The organism is Kitasatospora sp. NPDC057518 (assembly GCF_042802075.1).
Classification (GTDB): Bacteria; Actinomycetota; Actinomycetes; order Streptomycetales; family Streptomycetaceae; genus Kitasatospora.
Window position 1 is genome coordinate 1 of sequence record NZ_JBHVEU010000181.1, and the last position, 16423, is coordinate 16423.

Consider the following 16423-nt stretch of genomic DNA (forward strand, 5'->3'; position numbering starts at 1 on the left):
GTGCTGGGGCCCGCTCCGGGGGGAGCGGGACCGCCTCACCGGCCCCGAGACCGCGTCGTGCGCGGCTGAGTCCGCTGCCGTGCCCCCGAGTAGGACGGCTGCGATGGCGGCAGGCGGTATGGCCCCGCCGACAGCGGGGCGTGACCGCCCTCCGGACGGGGTCAGCTTTCGGCGAGGATGTGGGACAGCTCCCGGTCGAGGTCGAAGTGACGGTGTTCGGTGCCGGGGGGCACCGCGGCGTCCGTCCGCTTGAGGAACGACTCAAGCGCTCGGGCCGGGGCCTCCAGCAGGGCTTCTCCTTCCGGAGAGCTCAGTGCGATGCAGACCACCCCTTGCCCGTGACTACGGGACGGCCACACCCGGACGTCGCCGGTACCGGTGGGTCGGTGCAGCCCCTCCGCGAGGAGATCTCGGGCGAACACCCACTCCACGGTCTCGTCGGCGCCCGTGTGGAACGTGGCGTGCACGGCGTAGGGGTCGGCGGTGTCATAGCGCAGGCCCGCGGGGACGGGCAGTGAGGACTCGCTGGACACGATGAGGCGCAGGTGCAGCTCGCAGCTGACCGTGGTGTTCATAAGCGCCATGGCCTTTCGCTCAGTGTGCGCTCGGGGAATCGCACGTCGGCGAACGGACCATCCCACCCCCAAGACCGATGTAAACCCCTCTGTCCCGATTCGGGCGCGAGTCGTACCCCTTACGGCGCATTGCGGAATCGCCCCGCAGCGGCCGGGCCGGGCATTACCCGGGCGCTACTTGGTTAGTTTCCTGGCATGACTGTGCGAAACGACAAGAGGCGCGGGAACACGGGAACGGGTGAAGCGGCTGTGGCGGTTGACGCAGTCGTCGACGGCGGACGGGCGACCGGTTGACGGGCCCCGGCCGGCGTCCGCCGCACCCGGTCCGGCGGGTGGTGATCTCCCTGGCCGGCCCCGCGCGGTGCGCTCGGACCGGTCGCGCCACCGCCCGGCTGGTGATCTTCCTGGGTGTGGGGCCCGACCGACCGGGCCCGGCCCCGCACCGGATCCGCCGCGAGGTCACGGAGGCTGCCCGGCGGGCCGTGACCCGCGGGTGCGCCGCCGCGAACCGGGGCGGCCGGACGGGAGCCCAGGGGGCGACCGGGAGCGGGGTCGCGGGCGGGGAGGGTGGTCGGAGCACCCTCCGGGATGCGGTAATGTTTTCTCTGCACCCGGGCGATTAGCTCAGCGGGAGAGCACTTCGTTCACACCGAAGGGGTCACTGGTTCGATCCCAGTATCGCCCACCCGGACAGCACGCAGGCCCTGACCAGGAAACAGGTCAGGGCCTGCGGCGCGTTCGGGCCCGGGATACCGGGGCCGCCCGTCTACGCCGCCGCCTCGCAGCCGTGCTCCGGCTCCAGCCGGCGCCCGCAGCCGCACCGGGCCGGCCGCAGCGGCCAGGACAGGTCCACCCGCTCCGCCTTCCCCGAGCGGTCGAACCAGTTCTGCAGCCCCCGCGCCTGCGCCGCGTGCCAGACCGCCTGCCGCAGGTGCAGCTCCGCCGCCGACAGCCCGCCCAGCGCCGCCGGGTAGCGGGCGCCGATCCGCCGGGTCAGCGCCAGCGCCGCCGCCGCGTCCGCCGCCGCGTCGTGCGCCCCGGCCAACTCCACGCCGTAGTGGGCGCACAGGTCGGTCAGCGTCCGGCGGCCCTTGCGGTAGCGGTCCACGTGCTTGTCCAGCACCCGCGGATCCAACACCACCAGCCCGGCCGCCGCCGGCCCCCCGGCCAGCGTCAGCCCGTGATGACGGCGCAGCTCCCGGTCCAGCAGCGTCAGGTCGTAGGGCGCGTTCATCACCACCACCGGATGCCCGGCCAGCGCCTCGGCCGCCAGCGCGTGGGCGACCTCCGCCACCACTGCGCGGGCCGGACGCCCGTGGGCGCGCACCCGCTCGTCGGTGATGCCGTGCACCGCGCGGGCGCCGTCCGGGATCGGAACCCCCGGATCGGCGAGCCAGGTGGTGGTCCGCGCCGGTGCGCCCGGCGCGAGCTGGACGACCAGGGCGGCGGAGACGATCCGGTCGTTCTCCACGTCCACGCCGGTCGTCTCGGTGTCGAAGGAGGCGAGCGGGCCGGTGTACCAGTGCTGTTGCATGACTGCCCCTCAGACAAGCGTTGCGCCCGGTTGATACCCGGTTCTGACGCCCCTTCAACCCGTTTGGCCCAAGCCCGACCGGGGATCCTGCCCATGACTGTCCCGATCGAATCGACCGACCCGTCCGGACGCCGGGACGGGCCCGAGCCGGGGGAGGCCACGGGGCGATGGCACTGACCCAGCCGCAGCCCGAGGGGGCGGCGGCCGCACTGCGGGGGAACCTCGCGGTCACCGCCTGCATGGAGACGTTGCAGGTCGGCTACCTGCACGCGGTCGCCGCCGCGGCCGGCTGCTCGCTCTCCCAGCCGTTCCCGGACAACGGCATCGACTGGCACGTCAGCCACGGTTCCCGGGCGCACGAGGTGGACGACGAGGTCACCGTCAAGATCCAGCTCAAGGCCACCCAGCAGGTCGCGCCCGACCCGGCCGGACCGTTCTTCAGCTTCACCCTGGACAACGACCACCTGCGCAAGCTCGCCCGGCCCCGGGTCGCCGTACCGCGGATCCTGGTCGTGATGCTGCTCCCGCGCCGGGTCGACCACTGGCTGCGGGCCCGCCCGGACGCCCTGGAACTGCGGCACTGCTGCTACTGGGTCAACCTGGCCGGCCACCCCGTCACCGGGCAGCGGCGCACCAACGTCCGGGTGCCCACCGACAAGGTCTTCGACGACCGCGCGCTCTGCGACATCATGGCCCGGATCGGCGCGGGCGGCAGCCCGTGACGGCCCGGCCGCGGCAGGGAGGAACCGGACCCATGACACCGCCGTACCCACCGGGCGAGCCGGCCCGGCCCCTGCCCGACCCGGCCGCCGTCGACCCCGCCGTGCTGGCCACCCTGCTCGCCCGGCACGGCTGGGTCCGCCGCGGCGGCCCGGCCGCCCGGTACGGACGCTGGACCCCGCCCGACGAGGAGCCCGGCACCAGCCTGCTCGTCCCGGCCGGGGACGGCTTCGACGACGCCGTCGAGCTCCTCACCGACGCCGTCGCCGCGCTCTCCCGCGCCCGTACCCCCTCCGCCCGCTCGATCCTGCTCGCCCTGGCCGTCCCCGGCGACGAACTGCGCTGGCACCGCGAGCCGCCCGGGCCCGCCGGGACCGTTTCCTGGGACGAGGCCGAGCGGCTCAGAGGGGCGGCCCGAGGGATGCTCGCCGCAGGCGCCAAGGCCGCCCGCACCAGGGCCGGCTACTTCGGAGCCCGGCTGGACGGCCTCGCCGGGGACTACCTGGACCGCGTCCTGCTGGTCGAACAGGGCGCCGCCCTCACCGCGTACACCCCCGCCCCCGAGGGCCGCGCCGCCGTCACCACCCTGGTCCGGGCCCTGGAGGCGCTGCGCGACGCGGTCGACTACCGCCGGGTCAGCGGCGGGCCCGAGGCCTTCGGGAACGCCGTCCGGGCCGGGGTCAGCCGCGAGCTCGTCCGGTCCGTCGAGGACCTGGTGCGCGACGCCACGGCCGCCCGGCTCAGCGTCGCCTGGTCACCCGCCGCCGGGACACCGGGCGGCTTCGGCGACCGCCGGATCGACCTCGACTTCTCGCCCGGCGACCTGCCCGCCCTGGCGGAGGCCGCCGACCTGCTGGAACGGACCGAACCCGCCATCGCCGTCACCGTGCTCGGCGTGGTCACCCGCCTCAAGCGCGCCGACCCGGCCGGACCGGGCTCGGTACGGCTCCGGGTACTGACCGGCGCCGACGTCCGGGAGCTCAAGCTCCGCCTGCCCGACCCCGACTACCGGCTCGCCGCCGAGGCCCACCTCGCGGGCCTGCCCGTCCGGGTCTCCGGCCGGCTGGACCGGCACGACGGCTTCCGCCGGCTCGTCCGCCCGCACGGGCTGGAGCTCCGCGGCTGGGAGGACGGGGACCGCGAGCGGCTGCTGAAGTCGCTCGGAGAGAAGACGGAGGAAGGGGGAGAAGGGGCGTAGGTGGACGGCAGGGGCGGCGCTCTCGGTACCATCGTCACGCGCAGCGCAGTGTTGCGTCCTCTGAAATCCAGCACGTCAGGAGAGACCGGTGACGGACGTCCGGGTAATCATCAGCCGCGAACCCGATCGGGAAGAGCGCGTGGTGACGACGGGCACCACGGCCGCCGAGCTCTTCGCCGACGACCGCTCGATCATCGCCGCCCGCGTCGGCGGCCAGCTCAAGGACCTCGCCTACGCCGTCCAGGACGGCGACGAGGTCGAGCCGGTCGCGATCGGCAGCAAGGACGGCCTCGACATCCTGCGCCACTCCACCGCGCACGTCATGGCCCAGGCCGTGCAGCAGCTCTACCCCGAGGCCAAGCTCGGCATCGGCCCGCCGGTCAAGGACGGCTTCTACTACGACTTCGACGTCGAGAAGCCCTTCCACCCCGATGACCTCAAGGCCATCGAGAAGCGCATGCAGGAGATCATCAAGCGCGGGCAGAAGTTCTCCCGCCGCGTGGTCACCGACGAGGCCGCCGCCGAGGAGCTGGCCGCCGAGCCGTACAAGCTGGAGCTGATCGGCCTCAAGGGCTCCGCCGCCACCGCCGGCGAGGGCGCCGACGTCGAGGTGGGCGCCGGCGAGCTCACCATCTACGACAACCTGGACGCCAAGACCGGCGAGCAGTGCTGGGGCGACCTCTGCCGCGGCCCGCACCTGCCCAGCACCCGCCACATCCCGGCGTTCAAGCTGATGCGCAACGCGGCCGCCTACTGGCGCGGCAGCGAGAAGAACCCGATGCTCCAGCGCATCTACGGGACCGCCTGGCCGACCAAGGACGAGCTCAAGGCCCACCTCGACTTCCTCGTCGAGGCCGAGAAGCGCGACCACCGCAAGCTCGGCAACGAGCTCGACCTCTTCTCCATCCCCGAGGAGATCGGCTCCGGCCTCGCCGTCTTCCACCCCAAGGGCGGCATCATCCGCCGGGCCATGGAGGACTACTCGCGCAAGCGGCACGAGGAGGAGGGCTACGAGTTCGTCTACACCCCGCACGCCACCAAGGGGAAGCTCTTCGAGAAGAGCGGCCACCTCGACTGGTACGCGGACGGTATGTACCCGCCCATGCAGCTCGACGAGGGCGTGGACTACTACCTCAAGCCGATGAACTGCCCGATGCACAACCTGATCTTCGACGCGCGCGGCCGCTCGTACCGTGAACTGCCGCTGCGCCTCTTCGAGTTCGGGACGGTGTACCGCTACGAGAAGTCCGGCGTCGTGCACGGCCTGACCCGTGCCCGCGGCTTCACGCAGGACGACGCGCACATCTACTGCACCCGCGAGCAGATGGCGGAGGAGCTCGACTCCACGCTGACCTTCGTGCTCAACCTGCTCCGCGACTACGGTCTGACCGACTTCTACCTGGAGCTGTCGACCAAGGACCCGGTCAAGTACGTCGGCAGCGACGAGACCTGGGAGGAGGCCACCGCCGTCCTGGCGAGCGTGGCCGAGAAGCAGGGCCTGCCGCTGGTGCCGGACCCGGGCGGCGCGGCCTTCTACGGCCCGAAGATCTCGGTGCAGGCACGGGACGCCATCGGCCGGACGTGGCAGATGTCGACAATTCAGTTGGATTTCAACCTCCCCGAGCGCTTCGACCTGGAGTACACGGCGGCGGACGGCTCGCGTCAACGGCCGGTCATGATCCACCGGGCGCTGTTCGGCAGCATCGAGCGGTTCTTCGCGGTGCTGCTGGAGCACTACGCCGGCGCCATGCCGCCGTGGCTGGCTCCCGTCACCGTGACCGGCATCCCGATCACCGACGAGCACGTGCCGTACCTGCTGGAGGTCGCGGCCGAGCTGAAGAAGCACGGGATCCGGGTCGAGGTGGACACCTCGGACGACCGCATGCAGAAGAAAATCCGCAACGCACAGAAGACCAAGACCCCGTTCATGCTGATCGCGGGCAACGACGATGTCGAGGCGGGCGCGGTGTCCTTCCGCTACCGCAACGGCGAGCAGAAGAACGGCGTGCCCCGTGACGAGGCCATCGCCGAGATCGTTGATGCTGTGGCGCGTCGTATCCAGGTGTGAGGTGGGCCCCGCCTGAGCGGGGGTGGCCCTATGCACGAGATGATTAAGCACGGCCAGAGGTGGTAGGCCCCGCGTTCGCGGGGTTGCGCGGGGCAGGCTCTCGATGAGTCTGCCCCGCGCGGCTTTGCAAGCCCCGTCGGGCGAATATGCTGATCAGCATGACGACTGAGCCGGAACTTCAGCGGGGCGTCGGCGAGCCGGACGGCTTCCGCCGCTTGTGGACGCCTCATCGGATGGCGTACATCCAGGGTGAGAACAAGCCCACCGGCCCGGCTCCGGACGACGGTTGTCCGTTCTGCTCGATCCCGTCGCTGAGCGACGAGGAGGGGCTGGTCATCGCCCGGGGGAGTGCCGTGTTCGCGGTGCTGAACCTGTACCCGTACAACGGCGGGCACCTGATGGTGGTCCCGTACCGGCACGTCGCCGACTACACCGACCTGGACGAGGCCGAGACGGCCGAGCTGGCGGACTTCACCAAGAAGGCGATGACGGCGCTGCGGGCGGCCTCCGGGGCGCACGGGTTCAACATCGGGATGAACCAGGGCGCGGCGGCCGGGGCCGGGATCGCGGCGCACCTGCACCAGCACGTGGTGCCGCGCTGGGGCGGGGACACCAACTTCATGCCGGTGGTCGGCCACACCAAGGTGCTGCCGCAGCTGCTGGCGGACACCCGGAAGATGCTGGCCGAGGTCTGGCCGCAGGGCTGATCCACAGCACGAACGCAGGAGGGCCCCACCGAAGAGATCCCGGTGGGGCCCTTCCGCGTTCCGCGGGTCAGCCGGCGTTGAAGGTGTCGACGTCGTACGGGCGGGGGCTCTGCGCCTCGGACTTGATGATCGAGGTGCGGTTCTTGAAGAAGCGGTCGGCGTCCAGGTCGTGCTCCTCCAGGAACTCGAGCGTGGCCGCGTGGACGGCGGCGAGCACCGGGACGGAGGCGTTCTGGGCGTTGTCGACCATGGAGCGGTTCTCCCAGGCCCGGCCGGCCCAGATGTGCCGCAGCCCGAACGGCTCGGGCAGGCCGAGTCCGCCGCCGAGCCAGGTGAGCAGCCCGGGCATCCGGTAGAACGGGGCGCGGACGGCCTGGCGGACGACCTCGTCGTTGTCGATCAGGGGGAGCTTGACGGTGCGCTCCTCCCAGAACTTCACGGTCTTGGCGACCGACTTCTCCTTGTCCTTGGGCTTGTCGAAGAAGACGCCCTTGACCGGGCCGAGCGCGTAGCCGGACACGGTGATGTTGAGGACGTTGGCGAGCAGGGTGACGGTGACGGTGAAGGTGAGGACCAGCTTGCCGTCGTGGGTGATGAACTGGGTGGCGAGGTAGTGCCGGGGGCCGCCGGAGAAGGTCTGCTTGTCGGCGACGCTCTGGACGGCGAAGTCGCGCATCCGGTCGCCGTCCATGTCGGCGTTGCCGGGGCGGCTGATCTCGTCGGCGCCCTCGCCGATGTCGAAGACGACCCACTGCTTGATGGCGACGTTGGGCATGCCGCTGTTGGCGACGTGGCTGACGCCGAGGCCCTTCAGGTGGGAGGAGATCCGGCGGATCAGGTCCCAGGGGTGGAAGGCGCGGAAGTCGACGTGGCCCTCGGCGGGGTGGAGGGTGTCGGCGAGGCGCCATTCGCCCCAGCGGCGGCCGGCGCCGAGGATGCCCTTGGGGCCGGCGTAGTGGTGGATGTTGGTCTCCTGCTCGGCGTCCAGGCGGCCGAGCTTGTCGCGCAGGTCGGCGGCCTTCTTGTCGAGGTCGTCCCGGGGGACGGCCTTGGCGACGGTGGCGGCGACGGCGCTGCCCTCGACCAGGGCCTGCCAGCGGCTGCGCAGGTCCTTGGCGGAGCGCTCGACGATCCGGCGGGCGAGGTACCAGCCGATGACCGGCGCGAGCATGGTGACGCGCAGGTAGACGCCGATGAAGCCGGTGGCCGGCGGGCGCAGGGCGAGCAGGACGGCGAGGGCGGCGGCCGCGGCGAGCACGATGCCGCCGTAGACGGCCGCGTTCTTCGGGTTGTCCCGCTTGAGCCAGGCGCGGAGCTGGAAGGCGCCGAGCCAGACGAGGGTGCCGGGGAGGAAGAGCACGCCGGTGGCGATGGAGACGGTGCTGAGCTGCCGGTCGCGGGTGTTGCGCAGTTCCTCGGCGGCCAGGCAGTGCTCGACGACCTGGCGGGTGTCGACTCCGAAGGCCGGGACGAGGGGTTTGCGGGCGCCGCCCAGGGCGCGGGAGACCAGCGCCTTGCTGAAGGCCTCGCCGAGGTTGGGGCGGAAGAGCGCGAAGCGGCCCTTCTTCGCGGTGGCGTCGGTGACGGCGCCGACGAAGCCCTGGATCTCGCCGTCGCGGTAGGCGGTCGAGGAGAGTCCCTGGGTGATGGCGGTCTGCGGCCCGGTGTCGGTCCGGGGTATCTGCGCACCCGGGGTCATGTCGAGTGTGGTCACGGTGGCGTCCCCTCCTCCCCTTGTCAGCGGCAGGTTACCGTGCCGTGGCACCCCCGCGCGGATGATCGTCTGAAGTACCGTCACCGGAGGCCTGAGGGGCATGATGCCCAGCTTCGGGCGGGTCGATGCCCGCCGTGGGAGGGATGGGGGCGGTGGGGCAGGATGGGTGGTGGGAGTGACGAAAGGGGCGCGGCCGTGAAGGATCCGGTGCTGGTCTTCGACGGGGACTGTTCGTTCTGCTCGTCCTGCGTGCGCTGGGCGGAGCGGTACCTGCGGCAGACGCTGGCCTCGGGGGGCTGGGAGGCGGTGCCGTTCCAGTTCGCGGACCTGGCGGGGCTGGACGGGCGTGCGGGCGGGCGGGGCGAGGTGTCGGCGGAGCGGGCAGAGCGCGAGGTGCTCTGGGTGACGCCGGCCGGCCGGGTGTACGGGGGCGCGCAGGGGGTTGCGCGGCTGCTGATGCGCTCCGGCGGGGCGTGGGCATATCTGGGCGCGGTGTTGACGGCGGCGCCGGTGCGGCCGGTGGCGGGGGTGGTCTACCGCTGGGTGGCGCGCAACCGGCACCGGATGCCGGGGGGTACGGCGGCGTGCGCGCTGCCGGCCCGGAAGCCCGTCCGGCCGTAGACCCGTCCGGCCGTGGTCGGGCGCGGGGCCGCTCAGTCGGTGTAGCGCTCGGCCAGGGCGGCGGGCATCGGCTCGTGGCGCAGGTAGGCGCGGGAGAACTCGGCGGTGCCGTGGGTGAGCGAGCGCAGGTCGACCGGGTAGCGGACGAGTTCGAGTTCGGGGACCTCGGCGCGCAGCAGGGTGAGGCCGGTGCCGCCGGTCTCGCTGCCGAGGACGCGGCCGCGGCGGGCGGAGAGGTCGCCGAGGACGGCGCCGAGGTAGTCGTCGGGGAGCAGGACGCTGACGGCGGCGACGGGTTCGAGCAGGCGGATGACGGCGTGCTCGGCGGCGTCGCGCAGGGCGAGGGCGGCGGCGTTCTGGAAGGACGCGTCGGAGGAGTCGACGGAGTGCGCCTTGCCGTCGGTGAGGGTGACCCGGACGTCGACGAGCGGGTGGCCGGTGGCGACGCCCTTGGCGAGCTGGGCGCGGACGCCCTTCTCGACGGAGGGGATGAAGTGCTTGGGGACGGCGCCGCCGACGACGTGCTCCTGGAACTCGAAGCCGGAGCCGGCCGGGAGCGGTTCGACCTCCAGGTCGCAGATGGCGTACTGGCCGTGGCCGCCGGACTGCTTGACCAGGCGGCCGTGGCCGGCGGCGGCGGTGCCGAAGGTCTCGCGCAGGGCGACCTTGGGTTCGACGGTGTCGACGTGGACGCCGTGGCGGGTGCGGAGGCGGTCGAGGACGACCTCGGCGTGGGCCTCGCCGGTGCACCAGAGGACGAGCTGGTGGGTGTCGGGGTTCTGTTCGAGGCGTAGGGCCGGGTCCTCGGCGGTGAGGCGGGCGAGGGCCTGGGAGAGCTTGTCGTCGTCGGCCTTGCTGTGGGCTTCGACGGCGATCGGGAGGAGCGGTTCGGGGAGGGTCCAGCCGTCGAGTTCGACGGGGTGGCCGGGGTCGTGGACGGTGTCGCCGGCGCGGGCGGTGGTGAGTTTGGCGGCGCAGACGAGGTCGCCGGCGACGGCGTGCGGGACGGGGCGCTGGAGTTTGCCGAAGGGGCTGGTGAGGGCGGTGACGCGTTCGTCGCCGTTCTGGTCGGCGGTGTGGGCGGTGCCGGTGAGGTGGATCCGGGTGTCGGGGCGCAGGGTGCCGGCGTAGAGGCGCAGCAGGCTGATCCGGCCGACGTAGGCGTCGCCGGTGACGCGGACGACCTGGGCGGCGAGCGGGGCGTCGGGGTCGCAGGCGGGGGCGGGGCGGGTGCGTTCGGTGGGGTCGGGGAAGGTGTGGGCGATGAGGTCGAGGAGTTCGGCGGCGCCGAGGCCGTTCTCGCTGGTGGGGACGGCGGGGTGGAGGGTGCAGGAGAGGACTTCGCGGCGCAGGCCGGCTTCGAGGGAGTCGGTGTCGAGGGGGTCGCCGGAGAGGTAGCGCTCCATGAGGGTGTCGTCCTGGCCGGAGATGGCCTCGACGAGGCTGTCGTGGGCGGGGGCGGTGTCGGGGAGGGGGTCGGTGTCGCCGTAGGTGTCGCCGGTGAGGAGGTCGACGCTGCCGTCGGGGTGTCCGTCGTGGAGGACGGGCAGGAAGAGCGGGCGGAGGGTGTCCGGGCCGAGGTCGAAGGCGTCGTGGCAGGCGGTGAGGATGTCGTCGAAGCCGGTGTGGGCGAGGTCGAGTTTGGCGACGGCGATGGCGCGGGGGATGCCTTCGGCGGCGCATTCGCGCCACAGGGCGCGGGTGGGGGCGGTGACCGGGTCGGTGGCGGAGACGACGAAGACGGCGGCGTCGGCGGCGTGCAGGGCGGCGCGCAGGTCGGCGGTGAAGTCGGGGTGGCCGGGCGGGTCGATCAGGTTGATCTTGACGCCCTTCCATTCGAGCGGGAGGAGCGCGAGCTGGACGGAGCGCTGCTGCTGGTGCTCGATGTCCTCGTGGTCGGAGACGGTGGTGCCGTCGGTGACGCGGCCGGCCCGGCCGGTGGCGCCGGAGGCGAGGGCGAGGGATTCGGCGAGGGTGGTCTTGCCCACACCGCTGGGGCCGATGAGGACGACGTTGCGCAGGTCCTTCGGGCCGTTGACGGGGGGTGCCTGGCCGGCTCGTGCCGTGCTGCGGTCGGGCATCGGGGTCTCCTCCCGTGGCGCCGAGGCTGTCTTTGGCAGTCTAGGGTCGGGTTCTGCGGGGCGCGTGTCGTAGGGGCCGGTCGGTGACGGTCCGTGTGTGGGTGGTGGCGGGGGCGCCGACCCGGCGGTGCGTGCGCCGGAGCGTGTCTCCGGCGTGGCTACGATGGGTGGGCCGGACGGGCTGATCCGCCCGGCCGTCTGCCGCGCGTTCCGCGCCAGGCGGTATCTGGGAGATCGGAGCGGCTGGGAAGGCCATGCTCAACAAATACGCGCGTGCCTTCTTCACACGTGTCCTGACCCCGTTCGCCGCGTTCCTGATCCGCCTCGGTGTGAGTCCGGACGCCGTGACGCTGATCGGTACCGCCGGTTCGGTGGCCGGTGCGCTGGTGTTCTTCCCGCGCGGGGAGTTCTTCTGGGGCACCATCACGATCACGCTGTTCATCTTCTCGGACCTGGTCGACGGGAACATGGCCCGCCAGTTGGGCCGGACCTCGAAGTGGGGGGCGTTCCTGGACTCCACCCTGGACCGGGTCGCGGACGCGGCGATCTTCGGTGGTCTGGCGATGTGGTACGCGGGCAAGGGTGACGACAACCTGCTCTGCGCGGTGGCGATCTTCTGCCTGGCGAGCGGTCTGGTGGTGTCGTACACGAAGGCGCGGGCGGAGAGCCAGGGCCTGCCGTGCGACGTGTCGGGGCTGGTGGAGCGGGCCGAGCGGCTGGTGGCCAGCCTGGTGGCGGCCGGGGTCGCGGGTCTGCACACGTTCGGTGTGCCGTACGTGGAGTGGCTGCTGCCGGTGGCGCTGTGGCTGGTGGCGGCGGGCAGCCTGGTGACGGTGTTCCAGCGCATGCTGACCGTGCGCCGGGAGGCGTTCGAGGCCGACCGAGCGGCGGCCGGGAGCTGATGGGGGGCGTCCTGCGGTGACGGACCGACTGGTGTACTGGGCGTACGCGCTGGGGTGGGGGCTGCTGAAGCACCTGCCGGAGCGGGTGGCCGCGGGGCTGTTCGACCGGCTGGCGGACTACGCGTGGCGCAAGCGCGGCAAGCGGGTGCTCCAGTTGGAGGCGAACCTGCGCCGGGTCCGTCCGGGCTTGGACGGGGCCGCGATGCGGGAGCTGTCGCGGGCCGGGATGCGCTCGTACCTGCGGTACTGGATGGAGTCGTTCCGGCTGCCGGTGTGGAGCCGGGAGCGGGTGGCCCGGGATGTCCAGGTGGACGGCTTCGAGCACCTGCGGGAGACGCTGGAGGCCGGTCGGGGCGCGGTGATAGCGCTGCCGCACATGGGCAACTGGGACCTCGCGGGGACCTGGGTGGCGCAGCAGGGCTACCCGTTCACCACGGTCGCGGAGCGGTTGAAGCCGGAGCGGCTGTTCGACCGGTTCGTGGAGTTCCGGGAGGGCCAGGGCATGGAGGTCCTGGCGCTGACCGGCGGTTCGGTGAACGTGATCGGGACGTTGGCGCGGCGGCTGCGCGAGGGCCGGCTGGTCTGCCTGGTGGGGGACCGGGACCTGTCGGAGGCGGGTATCGGGGTGACGTTCTTCGGTGAGGAGACCCGGATGCCGGCCGGTCCGGCGGCGCTGTGCCAGCGGACCGGGGCGGCGCTGATGCCGGTGACGCTCTGGTACGACGGTCCGGTGCTGCGGGGCCGGATCCACCCGGAGGTGCCGGTGCCCGAGGAGGGCGACCGCAAGGAGCGCACCCGGGCGATGACCCAGGCGATGGCGGGGGTGTGGGAGCGGGGCATCCGCGAGCACCCGCAGGACTGGCACATGCTGCAGAGGTTCTGGCTCGCCGACCTGCCGGTCCGTGAGACGGTGAAGGCGGCGCCCGCGGAGCGCGCGGAGGGGGCCCCGGAGCCGGTGGCCGAGGCCTCCGGGTCCTGATCCGTTCCGCCGTCCCGCCCGCACGACCGTCCGAAGGAGCTTGAGGAACCCGTGAAGATCGGCATCGTCTGCCCGTACGACTGGGACGTCCCCGGTGGGGTGCAGTTCCACATCCGGGACCTGGCCGAGCACCTGATCGGCCTGGGGCACGAGGTGTCGGTGCTGGCGCCGGCCGAGGACGACGAGGCGCTGCCGCCGTACGTGGTTCCGGCCGGGCGGGCGGTGGCGGTGCCGTACAACGGGTCGGTGGCGCGGCTGAGCTTCGGCATCCTGTCGGCGGCGCGGGTGCGGCGGTGGCTGCACGACGGCCGCTTCGACATCCTGCACGTGCACGAGCCGGCCGCGCCGAGCCTGTCGATGCTGGCCGCCTGGTCGGCGACCGGGCCGATGGTGGGGACGTTCCACACCTCCAACCCGCGGTCCCGGATGATGATCGCGGCCTCGCCGATCCTCCAGCCGGGGCTGGAGAAGATCCGGGCCCGGATCGCGGTGTCGGAGTACGCCCGGCGCACCCTGGTGGAGCACCTGGGCGGGGACGCGGTGGTGATCCCCAACGGCGTGGACGTGGGCTTCTTCGCGGAGGCCGAGCCGGACGAGCGCTGGACGGGCGGTGCGGCGAAGGGGGAGCCGGGCACGATCGGCTTCATCGGCCGGATCAACGAGCCGCGCAAGGGCCTGCCGACGCTGCTGGCGGCGCTGCCGAGGATCCTGGCGGAGCGGCCGGGGGTGCGGCTGCTGGTGGCGGGCAAGGGCGACGAGGAGGAGGCGGTCGCGGGCCTGGCGCCGGAGGTGCGCCGGCAGGTGGAGTTCCTCGGCATGGTGAGCGACCGGGACAAGGCCCGGCTGCTGCGCAGCGTGGACCTGTACGTGGCGCCGAACACCGGGGGCGAGAGCTTCGGGATCATCCTGGTCGAGGCGATGTCCGCGGGTGCGCCGGTGCTGGCGAGCGACCTGGACGCGTTCAAGCAGGTGCTGGACGGCGGGGACGCGGGCGAGCTGTTCCCGGTGGAGGACGCGGACGCGCTGGCCCGTACGGCGCTGCGGCTGCTGGGTGATCCGGCGCGGCTGGAGGAGCTGCGGGAGGCGGCTTCGCGGCACGTGCGGCGGTTCGACTGGTCGACGGTCGGCGCGGACATCCTGGCGGTGTACGAGACGGTGACGGCGGGCCAGGCGGCGGTGGTCGAGGAGGACGTGCGCAGTGGTCGGCGCGGCCGGTTCGGGCTGGCCCGGGACTGATCCCCGGGGTCGGTGGGGTTAGGGTCGGGCGTCCGTACCACTGCGATCCACGGGGGCGACGATGCCGCAGATCTCCGTCGACTACTCGGCCGACCTGGCCGGAACCTTCGACCGCCGGGGCCTCGGCCTGGCGATCAACCGGCTGGCCGAGGCGACGATCGACGCGAAGCCGGAGTCCTGCAAGACGGTGTTCCGGCAGAGCGAGCTGCTGGTGGTCGGGACCAGCGGGGCGGCCGGCGACACCCAGGTGTTCGTGGAGTTCCAGATCTTCCCGGGCCGTTCGCCGGAGGCGAAGGCGGCGCTGAGCGAGGGCGTGCTGGCGCTGCTGGCGCGGTTCGTCCGGCCGAGGCCGGGCACCCGGCTGTTCACGGCGGTGCACATCGCGGACATCGACCGGGAGAGCTACCGGAACGCGACCGCCCGGGGCTGAACCGGTGACACCGGGTAACGTAGCGGCCCGTGACTACCTGGATCTGGGCCGGCGTGGCCGTGGTGCTGTTCGGCATGTACCTGAGTTGGACGGCCGGTCGGTTGGACCGGCTGCACGCCCGGATCGACGCGGCGCGGGCGGCGCTGGACGCGCAGCTGGTGCGCCGGGCCTCGGTGGCGATGGAGCTGGCGACGTCCTCGCTGCTGGATCCGGCGGCCTCGCTGCTGCTGCTGGACGCGGCGCACGCGGCCCGGCAGGCCGATGACGAGCAGCGCGAGGTGGCGGAGAGCCAGTTGAGCCTGGCGCTGCGGGCGGTGTTCGAGGAGCCGGAGCAGATGGCGGCGCTGGTGGCGGAGCCGGGTGGCGAGGACGCGGTTCGTGAGCTGACGGCCGCGGTGCGGCGGGTGCCGATGGCCCGCCGGTTCCACAACGACGCGGTGCGGGCGGCGCGGGCGGTGCGCGAGCACCGGCTGGTGCGGTACTTCCGGTTGGCGGGGAAGGCGCCGTTCCCGTTGGCGTTCGAGATGGACGATGCACCGCCGCCCGCTCTCACGCCCGAAGGGGCGCCTGCTTAAGGTGTCCCCCGGATACGGCCCGTTTGTCGTGTCCCGTCGTCCTGGCTGGACTTGGTGGCGCATGAGTGGGCCATCCGGTCTGCCTACCATAGGGCGATAGCACTGATTCATCTTCGAGTGAGGTCTCACGTGTCCACGACCCCCACCACCGCAGACCAGCCGCAGATCGGCACCGCCCGGGTCAAGCGCGGCATGGCCGAGCAGCTCAAGGGCGGTGTGATCATGGACGTGGTCAACGCCGAGCAGGCCAAGATCGCCGAGGACGCCGGCGCCGTGGCCGTCATGGCCCTGGAGCGGGTCCCGGCCGACATCCGCAAGGACGGCGGCGTGGCCCGCATGTCCGACCCCAACATGATCGAGGAGATCATCGAGGCGGTCTCCATCCCGGTGATGGCCAAGTCCCGCATCGGCCACTTCGTCGAGGCCCAGGTGCTCCAGTCGCTGGGCGTCGACTACATCGACGAGTCCGAGGTGCTGACCCCGGCCGACGAGGTCAACCACTCGGACAAGTGGGCCTTCACCACCCCCTTCGTCTGCGGCGCCACCAACCTGGGCGAGGCCCTGCGCCGCATCGCCGAGGGCGCGGCCATGATCCGCTCGAAGGGCGAGGCCGGCACCGGCAACGTCGTCGAGGCCGTCCGCCACCTGCGCCAGATCAAGAACGAGATCGGCAAGCTGCGCGCGCTGGACAACAACGAGCTGTTCGCCGCCGCCAAGGAGCTGCGCGCCCCGTACGAGCTGGTCAAGGAGGTCGCCGAGCTCGGCAAGCTGCCGGTCGTGCTGTTCTCCGCCGGTGGCGTGGCCACCCCGGCCGACGCCGCGCTGATGCGCCAGCTGGGTGCCGAGGGCGTCTTCGTCGGCTCCGGCATCTTCAAGTCGGGCGACCCGGCCAAGCGTGCCGCCGCGATCGTGAAGGCCACCACCTTCTTCGACGACCCGAAGGTCATCGCGGACGCCTCCCGCAACCTGGGCGAGGCCATGGTCGGCATCAACTGCGACACCCTGCCGGAGACCGAGCGCTACGCCAACCGCGGCTGGTAACCACCCGCAGTTTCCGAGCCGGCCCGCCGCAGCGCCTCGGCG

At 72.5% G+C, this 16423-nt stretch carries 15 protein-coding genes and 1 tRNA gene; 12 read left to right on the forward strand and 4 right to left on the reverse strand.

The window, feature by feature from the left end; all coding sequences use genetic code 11:
- Positions 1 to 161 precede the first annotated feature (161 nt).
- Positions 162 to 575: an SsgA family sporulation/cell division regulator gene (locus ACFU7Z_RS19770; RefSeq protein ID WP_030056266.1), complete on the reverse strand. Its 414-nt coding sequence runs from the start codon at positions 573 to 575 to the stop codon at positions 162 to 164.
- A 613-nt stretch (positions 576 to 1188) separates the two neighbouring features.
- Here ACFU7Z_RS19770 and ACFU7Z_RS19775 point away from each other — a divergent pair.
- Positions 1189 to 1260, forward strand: a tRNA-Val gene (locus ACFU7Z_RS19775).
- An 81-nt stretch (positions 1261 to 1341) separates the two neighbouring features.
- Here the strand turns inward: ACFU7Z_RS19775 and ACFU7Z_RS19780 are convergent.
- Complete coding sequence (locus ACFU7Z_RS19780; protein WP_074002368.1) at positions 1342 to 2109, reverse strand: exonuclease domain-containing protein; 768 nt, start codon at positions 2107 to 2109, stop codon at positions 1342 to 1344.
- A gap of 167 nt (positions 2110 to 2276) precedes the next feature.
- Here ACFU7Z_RS19780 and ACFU7Z_RS19785 point away from each other — a divergent pair, with 167 nt between their 5' ends.
- The 4 genes from ACFU7Z_RS19785 to ACFU7Z_RS19800 all read left to right on the forward strand — a co-directional run bounded on the left by ACFU7Z_RS19785 (position 2277) and on the right by ACFU7Z_RS19800 (position 6802).
- Positions 2277 to 2831, forward strand: a complete 555-nt coding sequence (locus tag ACFU7Z_RS19785) for a DUF4365 domain-containing protein (protein WP_380778535.1) — start codon at positions 2277 to 2279, stop codon at positions 2829 to 2831.
- Positions 2832 to 2863: 32 nt separating this feature from the next.
- Positions 2864 to 4027, forward strand: coding sequence for a hypothetical protein (locus ACFU7Z_RS19790; RefSeq protein WP_380737392.1), 1164 nt, complete (start codon positions 2864 to 2866; stop codon positions 4025 to 4027).
- Between the two features lie 88 nt (positions 4028 to 4115).
- Complete coding sequence (gene thrS / locus ACFU7Z_RS19795; RefSeq protein WP_380778537.1) at positions 4116 to 6095, forward strand: threonine--tRNA ligase; 1980 nt, start codon at positions 4116 to 4118, stop codon at positions 6093 to 6095.
- Between the two features lie 146 nt (positions 6096 to 6241).
- Positions 6242 to 6802 carry an HIT domain-containing protein gene (locus ACFU7Z_RS19800; RefSeq protein WP_049651438.1) on the forward strand — a complete coding sequence of 187 codons (561 nt, stop codon included), beginning with the start codon at positions 6242 to 6244 and terminating at the stop codon, positions 6800 to 6802.
- A 67-nt stretch (positions 6803 to 6869) separates the two neighbouring features.
- Here the strand turns inward: ACFU7Z_RS19800 and ACFU7Z_RS19805 are convergent, their stop codons facing one another.
- Positions 6870 to 8516 carry a hypothetical protein gene (locus ACFU7Z_RS19805; protein WP_079272097.1) on the reverse strand — a complete coding sequence of 549 codons (1647 nt, stop codon included), beginning with the start codon at positions 8514 to 8516 and terminating at the stop codon, positions 6870 to 6872.
- 195 nt (positions 8517 to 8711) lie between these two features.
- Between ACFU7Z_RS19805 and ACFU7Z_RS19810 the strand changes: the two genes are divergently transcribed.
- Positions 8712 to 9137 (forward strand): thiol-disulfide oxidoreductase DCC family protein, encoded by a 426-nt coding sequence (locus ACFU7Z_RS19810; protein WP_380778539.1) that lies wholly within the window; start codon positions 8712 to 8714, stop codon positions 9135 to 9137.
- Between the two features lie 32 nt (positions 9138 to 9169).
- Here ACFU7Z_RS19810 and ACFU7Z_RS19815 read toward each other — a convergent pair whose 3' ends face one another.
- Positions 9170 to 11218 (reverse strand): elongation factor G-like protein EF-G2, encoded by a 2049-nt coding sequence (locus tag ACFU7Z_RS19815; protein ID WP_117487161.1) that lies wholly within the window; start codon positions 11216 to 11218, stop codon positions 9170 to 9172.
- A 254-nt stretch (positions 11219 to 11472) separates the two neighbouring features.
- On the opposite strand from ACFU7Z_RS19815, the gene pgsA reads away from it, so the two are divergent.
- The 6 genes from pgsA to pdxS all read left to right on the forward strand — a co-directional run bounded on the left by pgsA (position 11473) and on the right by pdxS (position 16381).
- On the forward strand, positions 11473 to 12120 hold the full coding sequence (gene pgsA, locus ACFU7Z_RS19820) for a phosphatidylinositol phosphate synthase (RefSeq protein ID WP_049651434.1): 648 nt from the start codon (positions 11473 to 11475) through the stop codon (positions 12118 to 12120).
- Between the two features lie 16 nt (positions 12121 to 12136).
- On the forward strand, positions 12137 to 13099 hold the full coding sequence (locus ACFU7Z_RS19825) for a phosphatidylinositol mannoside acyltransferase (RefSeq protein WP_380778542.1): 963 nt from the start codon (positions 12137 to 12139) through the stop codon (positions 13097 to 13099).
- Positions 13100 to 13150: 51 nt separating this feature from the next.
- A complete protein-coding gene (locus ACFU7Z_RS19830) occupies positions 13151 to 14335 on the forward strand; it encodes a glycosyltransferase family 4 protein (protein WP_049651432.1) in 1185 nt (394 codons plus the stop codon).
- A 61-nt stretch (positions 14336 to 14396) separates the two neighbouring features.
- Positions 14397 to 14765, forward strand: coding sequence for a 5-carboxymethyl-2-hydroxymuconate Delta-isomerase (locus ACFU7Z_RS19835; protein ID WP_380778544.1), 369 nt, complete (start codon positions 14397 to 14399; stop codon positions 14763 to 14765).
- Positions 14766 to 14794: 29 nt separating this feature from the next.
- A complete protein-coding gene (locus ACFU7Z_RS19840) occupies positions 14795 to 15340 on the forward strand; it encodes a membrane protein (RefSeq protein WP_049651430.1) in 546 nt (181 codons plus the stop codon).
- 129 nt (positions 15341 to 15469) lie between these two features.
- Positions 15470 to 16381: a pyridoxal 5'-phosphate synthase lyase subunit PdxS gene (gene pdxS, locus ACFU7Z_RS19845; protein WP_049651429.1), complete on the forward strand. Its 912-nt coding sequence runs from the start codon at positions 15470 to 15472 to the stop codon at positions 16379 to 16381.
- Positions 16382 to 16423: the final 42 nt, after the last annotated feature.

What these genes read in the sequence shown, in the direction of transcription:
- ACFU7Z_RS19770 (WP_030056266.1), bottom strand. Translation starts at nt 575, where the DNA reads ATGAACACCACGGTCAGCTGCGAGCTGCACCTGCGCCTCATCGTGTCC.
- ACFU7Z_RS19780 (WP_074002368.1), bottom strand. Translation starts at nt 2,109, where the DNA reads ATGCAACAGCACTGGTACACCGGCCCGCTCGCCTCCTTCGACACCGAG.
- ACFU7Z_RS19785 (WP_380778535.1), top strand. Translation starts at nt 2,277, where the DNA reads ATGGCACTGACCCAGCCGCAGCCCGAGGGGGCGGCGGCCGCACTGCGG.
- ACFU7Z_RS19790 (WP_380737392.1), top strand. Translation starts at nt 2,864, where the DNA reads ATGACACCGCCGTACCCACCGGGCGAGCCGGCCCGGCCCCTGCCCGAC.
- ACFU7Z_RS19800 (WP_049651438.1), top strand. Translation starts at nt 6,242, where the DNA reads ATGCTGATCAGCATGACGACTGAGCCGGAACTTCAGCGGGGCGTCGGC.
- ACFU7Z_RS19815 (WP_117487161.1), bottom strand. Translation starts at nt 11,218, where the DNA reads ATGCCCGACCGCAGCACGGCACGAGCCGGCCAGGCACCCCCCGTCAAC.
- pgsA (WP_049651434.1), top strand. Translation starts at nt 11,473, where the DNA reads ATGCTCAACAAATACGCGCGTGCCTTCTTCACACGTGTCCTGACCCCG.
- ACFU7Z_RS19835 (WP_380778544.1), top strand. Translation starts at nt 14,397, where the DNA reads ATGCCGCAGATCTCCGTCGACTACTCGGCCGACCTGGCCGGAACCTTC.